The sequence below is a fragment of the Candidatus Nanosynbacter sp. TM7-008 genome (genome assembly GCF_022828245.2).
In the GTDB taxonomy this organism is placed as follows: Bacteria; Patescibacteriota; Saccharimonadia; order Saccharimonadales; family Saccharimonadaceae; genus Nanosynbacter.
This window is the reverse complement of the sequence record NZ_CP157587.1, coordinates 403,669-416,376: the sequence shown is the minus strand read 5'-3', so window position 1 is coordinate 416,376 and position 12,708 is coordinate 403,669. Positions and strand designations below refer to the sequence as shown.

General features: G+C 46.1%; 7 protein-coding genes. All 7 read left to right on the top strand.

What is annotated here, in order from left to right; genetic code table 11:
* Positions 1–150: 150 nt before the first annotated feature.
* Positions 151–3,495, top strand: coding sequence for a DNA-directed RNA polymerase subunit beta (locus LRM48_RS02270; RefSeq protein ID WP_243812365.1), 3,345 nt, complete (start codon positions 151–153; stop codon positions 3,493–3,495).
* Position 3,496: 1 nt separating this feature from the next.
* A complete protein-coding gene (gene rpoC, locus LRM48_RS02265) occupies positions 3,497–7,330 on the top strand; it encodes a DNA-directed RNA polymerase subunit beta' (protein WP_243812366.1) in 3,834 nt (1,277 codons plus the stop codon).
* A 142-nt stretch (positions 7,331–7,472) separates the two neighbouring features.
* Positions 7,473–8,447 (top strand): hypothetical protein, encoded by a 975-nt coding sequence (locus LRM48_RS02260; RefSeq protein ID WP_243812367.1) that lies wholly within the window; start codon positions 7,473–7,475, stop codon positions 8,445–8,447.
* Positions 8,448–8,670: 223 nt separating this feature from the next.
* Positions 8,671–9,084 carry a 30S ribosomal protein S12 gene (gene rpsL / locus LRM48_RS02255; protein WP_129631024.1) on the top strand — a complete coding sequence of 138 codons (414 nt, stop codon included), beginning with the start codon at positions 8,671–8,673 and terminating at the stop codon, positions 9,082–9,084.
* 2 nt (positions 9,085–9,086) lie between these two features.
* Positions 9,087–9,566, top strand: coding sequence for a 30S ribosomal protein S7 (rpsG, locus tag LRM48_RS02250; protein ID WP_243812368.1), 480 nt, complete (start codon positions 9,087–9,089; stop codon positions 9,564–9,566).
* 79 nt (positions 9,567–9,645) lie between these two features.
* A complete protein-coding gene (locus LRM48_RS02245) occupies positions 9,646–10,140 on the top strand; it encodes a YajQ family cyclic di-GMP-binding protein (RefSeq protein WP_129744320.1) in 495 nt (164 codons plus the stop codon).
* 12 nt (positions 10,141–10,152) lie between these two features.
* Positions 10,153–12,633 carry a S1 family peptidase gene (locus tag LRM48_RS02240; protein WP_243812369.1) on the top strand — a complete coding sequence of 827 codons (2,481 nt, stop codon included), beginning with the start codon at positions 10,153–10,155 and terminating at the stop codon, positions 12,631–12,633.
* Positions 12,634–12,708: the final 75 nt, after the last annotated feature.

The window sequence follows — 12,708 nt, the reverse complement described above, 5'->3', positions numbered from 1 at the left end:
TGACGTTTTTCGTCATAATGAGTAGTTATAGAAGTAGTGTATTCATGGCGGGTGAAAATTGCGAGTGGCAAATCGTGATTTTGGGCTATGAATTAGAGATCTTCACGGCCGTCTATTAACCACTAATTAAAGCGAGGAGTGTTTACGCCTGTGGCAAAAAAACCAACCACAAGTAGCGAGCGCGTCTATTTCACCTCTGGTGATAATGCCCTGCCGCTACCAAACTTAATCGCTCACCAAAAAGATTCTTGGCGCTGGTTCGTCGAAGAAGGTTTGAGTGAGATATTTTCAGAAATTAACCCAATTGACGACTACACTGGTCAGAAGTTGTCATTAAAGTTCGGCAAATACTATTTTGGCGAGCCAAAAAACACTGACCAATTTGCCAAGGAAAACAACTTGACATTTGAGGCTCCATTGCACGCAACAGTTGAATTGACAAATAAAACAACTGGCGTAGTTGAAGAGCAGGAAATTTACCTCGGTGAATATCCATGGATGACCGAGCACGGCACGTTTATTATCAATGGTACGGAGCGTGTGGTTGTTAGCCAGTTGATTCGCTCTGCTGGTGTTTTCTTCACTGCTGAAACGGTAGCGGGACGTAATTACTACGGCGCAAAAATCATTCCAGGACGTGGAGCTTGGATGGAATTTGAGACGGCTTCTAACGGCGCGATTTACGTAAAGATTGACCGCCGCCGCAAGATGCCAGCAACGACTTTGTTGCGCGCTTTGGGCTATCCAAAGACTAGCGAAATTAAGGAATTGTTCGCTGATATTGATACTGGCGACGTAAAATACATTGACGAAACTTTGGACAAGGATACTTCTCGTGGTGCGAACGAGGCGTTGATTGAGGTTTATCGTCGATTGCGTCCAGGTGATTTGGCGACAGTTGATAATGCTCGTCAGATGATTGAGCGAATGTTCTTTGACTTCAAGCGGTTTGATTATTCGCGGGTTGGTCGTTATAAATTGAACCAACGCTTGGGTCTAGATGTTGCAAATACAGCAGAAAATCGTACGTTGCAGATGAGCGATTTGGTGGCGATTTTGCGTGAAGTTATTCGCTTGAACAATACGCAGGAGCCAGCTGATGACATTGACGCATTGAGTAACCGCCGAGTTCGCTTGGTTGGTGAATTGATTGCCCGACAATTCCGCGTTGGTATGCTTCGAATGCAGCGCAATGCAATGGATCGCATGAGTGTGGCTGATTTGGAAAGCGTTAGCCCAAGTCAATTGATTAACGCTCGTCCAATTGTTGCAGCAGTTCGTGAATTCTTTACTTCAAGTCAGTTGTCGCAGCTGCTTGACGAAGTTAACCCATTGTCAGAATTGAGCCACAAGCGACGTTTGAGCTCGACTGGTCCTGGCGGTTTGACCCGTGAGCGCGCTGGATTTGAGGTCCGCGACGCCCACCCAACTCACTATGGTCGTATCTGTTCAGTGGAAACGCCAGAAGGTGCGAATATTGGTTTGGTGCTTAACTTGGCGGCTTATGCGCGTGTTAATGAATACGGATTTATCGAGACTCCATATCTTCGTGTGAAAGATGGTAAAGTGACTGACGAGCTTGTTTATTTGGATGCTTCACAGGAAATTGGTGAAGTTATCGCTGATGCTGGTGAGGCTCTTAACGAAGACGGAACTTTCCGAGATGAGCGCGTTAATGCTCGAAGTAACATGCAGCCATCACAAGTTGAGGCTAGCCAAGTTACATTCATGGACGCAGCTCACCGTCAGATTTTAGGTTCGACTGCGGCGTTGGTTCCGTTTATTGAAAAGACTCGTGTCGACCGTGCTTTGACTGGTTCAAACATGCAACGCCAGGCGGTTCCTCTATTGTGTCCAGAATCTGCAACTGTTGGTACTGGAATTGAGAAGGCTGTGGCTGAGAATAGTGGCCACTTGATTCAAGCTAGTGGTGACGGCGAAGTCGTTCGCGCTGATGCTGACGAAGTCCATGTTAAATATGCTGACGGCGTAAAGATTTACACGTTGAAGCATTTCGTGAAGAATAATGACGATCGTTGTTACAACCAAAAAGTCCGCGTTGAGCGTGGCGACAAGGTGAAGAAGGGTGACATTCTGATTGAAGGTGCCTCAATTGCTGGCGGTGAAATTGCCCTAGGTAAAAACCTTCTGGTTGCCTTTATGCCATGGGGTGGCTACAACATGGAAGACGCGATTATTATGAGCCGTCGCCTGGTCGAAGATGATCGATTGACAAGCATTAACATTAAAGATTACACCGTTGAAGTTCGTGAAACGAAGCTTGGTCCAGAGATTGTGACGCGTGATATTCCAAACGTTTCCGAGGAAAGTTTGCGCCACTTGGATGAGAACGGAATTGTTCAAATTGGTTCTGAGGTTAAGGCTGGCGATGTTTTGGTCGGTAAGATTACACCAAAGGGCGAGCAGGAATTGAGCTCTGAGGAACGCTTGCTTCGCGCCATCTTCGGTGAAAAGGCTAAGGACGTTCGCGATACATCACAGCGAATGAACAACGCGGGCGGCGGTAAAGTCGTTGGCGTTAAGATCTTTAGTCGTGAGAATGGCCATGAATTGAAGGCTGGCGTTTTGATGCAAATTCAGATCTTTGTTGCGCAATTACGAAAGATTGGCGTTGGTGATAAGATGGCTGGGCGCTTCGGTAACAAGGGTGTTGTGGCGAAAGTACTTCCTGTTGAAGATATGCCATTCCTAGAAGACGGTACGCCAGTTGATGTAGTTTTGAACCCACTTGGTGTGCCAAGCCGTATGAACCTTGGTCAGATTTTTGAAACTCACCTTGGTATGGCAGCGCGAGCATTGGGTTACCGTGTAGCAACTCCGTCATTTAACGGTGTTCCAAGCGAGAAGATTTCCGACGAGCTAGAAAAAGCTGGTTTGGCGCGTGACGGTAAGAGTCAATTGTTTGACGGTCGCACCGGTGAGCCATTTGAGGAGCGAACAACAGTTGGTGTGATGCACATGATCAAGTTACACCACATGGTTTCTGACAAGATTCACGCCCGTTCAACTGGTCCATACACGATGGTTACTCAGCAGCCGCTTGGTGGTAAGGCACAAAACGGTGGTCAGCGCTTCGGTGAAATGGAGGTTTGGGCATTGGAAGCTTACGGCGCTGCTGCAACCTTGCAGGAAATGTTGACAATTAAGTCTGACGACGTTTACGGTCGCGCAAAGGCTTACGAGTCAATCATTAAGGATGAGCCGATTGTTGGTCCAAAACTTCCAGAGTCCTTCAACGTGTTGGTTAAGGAGCTTCAAGGTTTGGGTCTTCGAGTTGACTTGGTCGACGACGAAGCAACGGTTGACGCCGAACACGTTATTGCTTCAAGTGGTCCGGAAGACAAAACCGTTGCCGCTGACGATGATGACAAGGAAGAAAAATACTTGGACGAATCAGATGACATCGGTGAAATTGACGATGGCATGAGCGTGCAAGATATTGATGAAGTAGAAGAAATAAAGGAGGACGCGTAAGATGGCAAATTCTGCATTTAACGCAACGGGCATCAGCGATTTTGACGCGGTTCGTTTGGCGGTAGCTAGCCCAGAAGATATTCTGAAATGGAGCTACGGCGAAGTTTTGAAGCCAGAAACAATTAACTATCGCACACAAAAGCCAGAGCGCGATGGATTGTTCTGTGAGCGAATCTTTGGTCCAGTTAAGGATATCAATCCACACGACTCAAAGCTTAAGGGTGTACGTTCACGCGAAGCTGCTGTCGATAAGAATGGTGAATTGGTCACTAAGTCAATCGTTCGTCGTGAGCGAATGGGACACATTCAATTGGCAGTGCCTGTTGCGCACATTTGGTTTATGCGCGGCACTCCAAGCGCAATGAGCCAGCTGCTCGGCATGACGGTTCGCAATATTGAGAAAATCGTTTACTTTGCAACTTACGTCATCTTAAACGTTGACGAAACAACTCGTGATCAATATTTGGCAGATTTGGAAGCGGAAACTGATTTGGCTCGTAAGGCTATCAAAATCCGCTACGAAAAAATGGCTGAAGAAGATGGCGCTGACGTTAAGCAACTAGCTAAAGAGCAGAGCCGTGAAGTTGAGGAGTTGGAGGAAGCTTACGTTGGCAAGAAATCTCAATTGGAGAGCTTGAATTTCGGTGCTTTGATCTCAGAGAGCGAATATCGCAACTTGCCAGAAGAATATGACGAATTGATCGAAGTTGGTATGGGTGCTAGCGCGGTCAAGGAACTTTTGGGCAAGATTGAGTTGCCAAAGCTTATCGCTGAATTGACAGAGGAAGTTGAAACCGCAAAAGGTCAGCGGCAGAAGAAATTACTAAAGCGCTTGAAGATGCTGGAGAGTATGGAATCTGCTGGCATTAAGCCGTCAAGCCTATGTATGACTGTTCTGCCAGTTATTCCTCCAGATCTTCGCCCAATGGTGGCGTTGTCTGGTGGCCGATTTGCGACATCTGACTTGAATGATTTGTATCGCCGAATTATCAACCGAAACAACCGCTTGAAGAAGTTGATTGAGCTTAACGCGCCAGAAGTTATTCAGCGCAATGAAAAGCGCATGCTTCAGGAAGCTGTTGACGCTTTGATTGACAATTCAGCATCACGTGGTCGCGCAGTTAGCTCGACTGGTGGTCGCCGCAGCTTGAAGAGCTTGAGCGATATGCTAAAGGGTAAGCAAGGTCGCTTCCGTCAGAACCTTCTTGGTAAGCGTGTTGACTATTCTGGTCGCTCGGTTATCGTGGTTGGTCCAAAATTGAAGATTAACCAATGTGGTTTGCCAAAGCAAATGGCGCTGGAATTGTTCAAACCGTTCGTAATTAGCTGGTTGATTAAGAATGAATTTGCGCACAATATTCGCTCGGCTTCACGTCTAATCGAAGCTGGTGAAGCGGTAGTTTGGGACGCGCTAGATTCAGCAATTGAAGGCAAGTACGTGTTGCTTAACCGTGCACCAAGTTTGCACCGTTTGTCAATTCAAGCCTTCCAGCCAGTTTTGGTTGAGGGAAAAGCTATTCAATTGCACCCGCTAGTTTGTGCCGGATTTAACGCCGACTTCGACGGTGACCAGATGGCTGTTCACTTGCCACTATCAAAAGAGGCTCAGGCTGAAGCTCGTGAGTTGATGAGCGCAACTGCCAACTTGTTGAAGCCTGCCGATGGTGCGCCAGTGCTGCACATTTCGCAGGACATCGTGCTTGGTAACTATTACTTGACTTACGACAAACCGCAAGCTCAGACTGATAAGGTTAAGACCTACAGCTCTGTTTACGAAGCAGAAATGGCTTACGACAATGGCGTAATTCACTTGCAAACCCCAATTCGTATCTTTGCGAAAGGTAAAATGCGTGAAACAACTTTGGGTCGCGTCTTCTTCAATGAGATTCTGCCTGAAGATTTCCCATACGATAATAATGTCCAGACCAAGAAGCAGCTTAAGAAGGTGTTGGCGCAAATCTTTAACAAGTATGGCGCCGAAGAAACCGCTAAGATTGCAGACCGTATGAAGGGTCAAGCTTTCCGCTTTGCTACGGTTGCGGCTGTGTCGACTGGTATGACCGACTACGTCCACTTTGAGGAAATTCCTCAGTTTGTGGCTGAAGGTGATGCTAAGGCAGCTTTGATTTCTGAGCAATTCGACCAAGGTTTGATTACAGAGGAAGAGCGATACAACTTGACGGTTAGCGCATGGCGAAACGTCGACAATAAGATTACGGCGTTCTTGAAAGACCAATTGGCACACATGGACACCAGTATTTCTATGATGGTCAACTCTGGTGCTCGTGGTGATATTTCCAACGTGAAGTTGGCGAGCGCGATGATTGGTGTTCAGATGGACGCAACCAACCATGAGATTGAGCTTCCAATCCGCAGCTCTTACACGGGCGGTTTGTCTAGCCTTGAGGCCTTTATCGCAACCCGTGGTGCACGTAAGGGTCTTATTGACACGGCTCTTAAGACTGCCGACTCAGGTTACTTGACTCGTCGTTTGGTTGACGTTGCACAAGATGTCTTTACTGTTGAAGATACCGATGGCGACGATGAAGGTTACGCAATTTACCGATCAGAAACTGAAGAGACGATGATTGACTTTTCAAACCGTTTGGCTGGTCGTTATGCTGCTGAAACAATTCCAGGTCACGTCAATAAGAACGAGTTGATCACGCGTGAAATCGCAGATTCAATTGACGACGACGAAAGTATTGAAAGTGTTAAGATTCAGTCTGTATTGTCAACAAACAATCTTAACGGTATTCCGCAGCGAAGTTACGGTATTGATATGTCGACTGGTAAATTGGTTGGCAATCATCAGCCAGTTGGTGTTATCGCCGCTCAGTCAGTCGGTGAGCCAGGCACTCAGTTGACGCTTCGTACCTTCCACAACTCTGGTGTTGCTGGTGGTGACATTACCCAAGGTCTTCCTCGCGTTGAAGAGCTGTTTGAAGCCCGCACACCAAAGGGTCAAGCATTCGTTACGGAAGTTGCTGGTTTGGTTGACGTTTGGGAAGATGGCAAGAAGTATATCGTTCAAATTACACCAGAATCTGGCAAGGTTGAGCGATTGCCATTAGAAGGACGAACCGTTGTAGTTAAGGCTGGCTCAAGTGTTAAGGCTGGCGATGTCTTGGCAACTGGCGAGAGCGACACTCGACCTTTGATCGCGCCATTTGACGGTGTGATTGAGTCGGCTGAGGATACTTTGGTGATCGCGGCAGAGGCTGCTTCGCCAACTCGCTACGAAATTCCAGGCAACATGCAGTTGGTCGTTAAGGCAAACGATGTTGTTGAAGCTGGTGATCGATTGACAGCTGGATCGTTGAACTTGCACGATTTGATGCGACTTAAGGGTGTTGAGGCAACTCAGCGCTACATCATCAACGAAGTTCTGCGAATCTACGCTGCTCAGGGTCAGGACGTGGCTGACAAGCACTTGGAGATTATTGTTCGCCAAATGTTTAGCCGCGTGCAAATCGAAGATGCTGGTGATAGCGAATTCGTGACTGGCGATATCGTTTCTAAGGCCGCTGTGGTCAATGCAAATAAGCAATTGGCCGCTGAAGGTAAGAACTTGATTAGCTACACACAATTGCTACTTGGTATCACAAAGGTGTCAATCTGGAGTGACTCATGGCTATCGGCTGCATCCTTCCAAGACACTACTCGCGTCTTGATCAATGCTGCTGTATCTGGTCGAGCCGACCACTTGCACGGTTTGAAGGAAAACGTCATCATCGGCCGCAAGATTCCAGTAGGAACTGGCGCAATCGAAGAAGATGAAGAATTCGAAACACCGAGCGAAGACGAATTCGTCGAAGAAGAAGTTGCTGCTTAATAAGTAGGCTTCGTAGCTACAGAAACCGCCTCAATTCCGGGGCGGTTTTCTATTGATTATTTACAATAAAGGTTGTATAATATGCATACACTAAATGAAGGTGAAATGTTCAGATTGATTGTTAAGAAATGGAGATTCGATTATGAGCGAATTATTTATAGCCAAGACTATGCCTGAAGAGGATTGGAGCCAGGTGTTAAAGCCAAATGGCTGGGACGATGTTACTTACGGGCGAATCATAACGGATAACAATCTGGGTGTTTATGTAGCCGATGCTCGTCAAGGAGATGCTAACGGGAAAGCTACGATAATCTTGCCTCAGTGGTCTGATGGCACACTACATAATCCATTGTCTCAGGAGCGAGCAAAAGCCACCGCAACTATAGAGGGCGGTGTGGTGCTATATGTAGATAACCCAGGTGTCGAAATTGATCTTCCGAATATGAGTGAAGATGTAAAGCAAGCACTTCTGTCGGGGGATTTTAAGCCTGGCGCCATAAAACAGTGGGATGCTATTGCTCAAGGGTTGGACTATGTCGGTCTGGATTTTGATTCAGTTAGTCGTGTTCTGGGGGCGTCGCTTGGAGCTCACGTTGCGTCGGCTATTGTGCATACCGCACCGGGAGAAGTTCATCTGGAGCGGCTGGGATTATGGGAGACGGCTGGTCTTGATGAAAAGAATAATTTTTTACGGTTTGTTGCTAATTTTTTGGTGCACGGCGGTGACGGGTACGCGGATATATTGAAAAATAATCCCGAATGGGTTGCTTTAAGAGGCGTTAATGGAACGAAGAGTCTGGCTAAGCTTGCAATTTGTCGAACGGCTGGACTGTTCTATTATCCGTGGGCTATTAATCGTCATGATATCGGAAATACGATTATTGAGGCTAAGAATAGAAAAAACCCAGCAATTGACGGAGATACTGCTTTAACTATCTTAAACGGCACAGAAAGTAAAGTCAGTCCAAGCGTATTTAACGATCGTTTAGCGTTGCGATTGGCGGAGAGCGGACTTCGAGTTGTTAGGCTGATGTCTGAAGGTGGCGTGCATGCATCACAGGATAATATCGGATGGTGGACTGAGGCGGAGCGATATTCTGAGTCTGAAGCTGCGTAGTTATTCTGTATTTTTGTAGACAAAATCCTTATATTTTGGGTAGATATTTGACGTCAAGTGTGTTATAATTTCTCTCAGAGTTTCCTCTTTTCGGAGTGCGCGGTGGTTTGAATGTGTACAGACTGCAATCTCGGCGGAAAAGGTATAGACACGGAGAGGAGTTGCTGAATCCAAACCGTAAGGCGAATTGCCATAATTAGTAAATCAACCAAGGAGAAATTGGATGCCAACAATCAACCAATTGGTGCGCAAACCGCGCCAAACGGCTAAGAAAAAGTCCAAGTCGCCAGCACTAGGTCGTATTCATAACGCCCTAAAAACGCGTTATTATGACCAGAATGCACCTCTTAAGCGTGGTGTTTGTGTGCGTGTGACGACTAAGACGCCAAAGAAACCAAACTCAGCTTTGCGTAAAGTTGCTCGTGTTAAATTGAACAACGGCTATGAAGTTTGGGCGTACATCGGTGGTGAAGGTCACAACTTGCAGGAGCACGCTGTGGTCTTGATCCGCGGTGGTCGTGTGCCTGACCTTCCGGGTGTGCGTTATCACATCGTACGTGGTGCGCTTGACCTTCAAGGTGTCAACAACCGTAAGAAGGGTCGCTCTAAGTACGGTACAAAGAAAGGGGATAAATAATCATGCCTCGTAAAGTTACCAAAAAATTGCAGCGTGAACTTAAGCCTGATCGCCGATATCAAAGCATGCTGGTTCAGCGCTTGATCAACAAGTCAATGCTAGACGGTAAGAAATTGGCGGCTGAGCGCGCTGTTTACGCAGCCCTAGAAACTGCTGCTAAGAAATTGGATTCTGAAGATCCATTGGCAGTGTTTGAAAAAGCATTGAAGAACGTTAGCCCAAGCTTCGAGGTTAAATCTCGCCGCGTTGGTGGTGCTAACTATCAGATTCCATTCCCAGTTCAGGGACATCGACAATTGCACTATGCGTTTAGCTGGTTAGTTCAAGCAGCCCGCGCTCGTAGTGGAATGCCATATTCACAGCGTTTGGCGTTGGAAATCGTTGACGCTTACAATGAAGCTGGTGCTGCCTTCAAGAAGAAGGAGGACACCCATAAGATGGCTGAAGCTAACCGCGCCTTTGCGCACTTTGCTCGCGGCTAATTATTGCTTGAAAGCAAAATCAGAAAATCGCTCTAAACGGGGCGATTTTTTGGTATAATAGAAAAAATTAGGAGGGAAGATGGCGAGTTTTTCGTTTGATATTGTGTCAGAAATTGACAAAACTGAGATGAATAATGTTTTCATGCAGGCTGAAAAAGAAATCCAAGGGCGTTATGATTTTAAGGGGACGAGCGCGGCAATTGATTGGCTGGACGATAAGAAAGGTTTGAAGATTACGGGCGACAGCGATTGGCAAGTTGACGCCGTTCTAGATATTGTTCGTAAGAAATTGGCGGGGCGCGGTCAATCAAGCAAAGTTTTGGATTTATCAAAAGAGAAAGTTGTTTCAAACTTAAAGACGACTTGGGAAATTCCGTTCAAGCAAGGTCTTGACCAGCCGACGGCGAAGCAAATTGCCGCTGATATTCGCGCTAATGCGCCGAAAGCTAAGCCGCAAATTCAGGGCGACCTCGTTCGTGTTACTTCTGCATCGAAGGACGAGCTGCAAAAAGTTATTAGTTTATTGCGAGAAAGTGATTATGACACACCTTTGCAATTTGTAAATTATCGTTAGGATTGGAGCAATATGAATCAGAAGTCAATGAAGAAATTAAAAATTACAGCCATCGTTCTGGGCGTAGTTTTCTTGATCTCCGTTATAGTTGGGCTGATTGTCGTTAATAATAACCGCTCTTCCGGAGTTAGTAAAACCGCAAAAAAGAAGATCCAGAAGATTTTTGCCGAAGAAGATGCTAAGAATTTGCAAAAAGTCGTTTCCAAATATGGCTATTCAATTCGGTACGACAAGAGTATTTTTACTGGCGAAGGTCACGTCTTAAATAAAGACTCTAATGAAAAGCAGTATAGCGCCACTACGTATGCCGACGATGAACTGAAAGAAAGCCGCGCTTATGCGATTTTGCGATTGAATTTCCGAAAAGGCTCAGAAAAGCCGAAGGAGGAAGAGGAGAAATTCTCGTTTAGGAAGATTATGCCAGACTTCTCAATCATAACTTCGCGCAAAAAAGCTTATTTTGATCGATCAACGATGCCCGAGGAATACAAGGACACGAAGAAATATTCAGATTTGGATTTGATGCTTCAGGGCGATATTAACAAGCAGAAAAAGGATAACCCAAACTTAAAATATCACACCAGCGACGCGATGATTTCTGGACGGAAGTTTAAGAAAATGGTCGTTGATTACGGAAGCACTATTGACGGCAAGTGGCAGAAAACTGGTGAAAAAATAACTTACTTGACAATTCAGAACGGTAGACCGTACTGGATGACGATTTTTGCATTGAGTAAAAATTCGTACACACAGCCATACATTGACCAGCTGGAGGCGCTGGTTGCTAAGGTAACTTTCCAGAATCCAGACAGTAGCTACTTGGTTAGGGTTGATGGCAATAATGAGGCGCAAGTGGCTTCAGCTACGATAGCTAAGACCGAAACTAAGGCGGAAAATTTCTCAGAAGATAAAGACACTACAAATACTTTGGATGAACTAGACGAAGATTCCGTCATCAAAGTGGTGGCAAGGAATCAAATTGCTACTGTCCGCGTGGGAACATATCGTTGTGCTGATATGATTTATACGGCGCAGAATGGCGCGAGTATGCGGCTGAATGGTTTGTGTACGGGTGGAATTGGTAGCGGATCGATTGTTTCTGACGACGGCTACATCGCTACAAACGGACATGTGACTGAAGTTTCGAATCAAAGCATGATCATGGGTATCAACACGCAAGAGAACATGAATAAATATATACAGTTTGTGGTAGATGCGGGCTATATAACTCGAGAGACGCTTCGGGATTTGGCAAATAAGGCTGATGGCGGCGATCAGAGCGCGCAGGCGGCAATTCTCGGTCTTATCAATCAGGTTCCTGCCGATAATATACGCTCGCAAAACGATCGATACGATTATGTCATTCAGACCTCAAGCGAACCTATTGCGCGCGAAGATGACGGTTCGGGCAATCTTAAGTGGAAAAAGACGAAGACTAATATTCCGGCGAAGAAAATTGACGCGGAAGTTGATTTGAAGGGTCATAGCATGGACCTGAATAGTGACAAAAGTGACGTAGCAATTCTGAAGGTCGAAGGGCGATTTCCAGCGGTAGAGTTAGGTGATAGCTCTAAGGTTTCCAGAGGTGATCGAGTGACGGCGATTGGTTATCCAGCGATTGTCGACGACGGCGTAAATACGAAGAAGAGTAAGACTGTCCCAACTGTTACTCAAGGTGATGTTTCTGGTTCGGCTAGTGACGCGGGTGGTCATAAGCTGTTTTCAATGAGCGCACAAATTGCGGCGGGCAATAGTGGCGGTCCAGCGTTTGATGAGGATGGCAAGCAGATTGGACTGAATACTTACGGCGGCTCGTCCTGTGCGAATAGGAGTGAGCACAATAATTCTTGCTTTGGAGAGGGAATATTCCGTGATATCGCCGATCTGAAAACTATGGCGAAGAAAAATAATGTTGCGTTATCGGCGAATGGCGAATTGACTAAGCTCTGGAAAGATGGCTTGGAGAGTTTTTCTCAAGGTAAATATTCTCAGGCAAAAGCTAAATTTGAGCAATTGGATAAAAAATATCCCGACAATTATTTAGTAGCAAAGATGATCGAAGTTTCATCCAATACTCCAGATGATTCTACGGAAGGTGAGGCATCTAGCGCAGAAGCTGGAACGAGCGAATCAGAAAATAATACTACAGTTATAATTGTGGTTGTGGTGATTCTCTCAACGGGGGCATTATTCTTAACAGTGTCAATTATTGTAATTGCTGTTTCTGTCAGTAATCGACGTAAGATGAACGCCTATCCATATCCTACCGCCGGACAATTCCCACAGCAGTCTCAGTATCCGCCGCAGCCATATCAGCAGCCAATTCTGCCGCAACAACAATATTCACAACAAAACTACTATCATCAGCAGCAGCCTGGTCAATATCCGCCAACATACGCGCAGCCGCTTATGCAACAGCCTCCATCTAACTATCCGCCTGCGGCGCCAGCTCAGAACGACAACGAGTCTAAAAATCCTCCGGCTCAGAGCTAGTCAAAAACATAGATAACTGATATAATAAAACGCAAGAGTAGTTTTTTGGTGCCAAAAAATTGACCAAAAATCTCG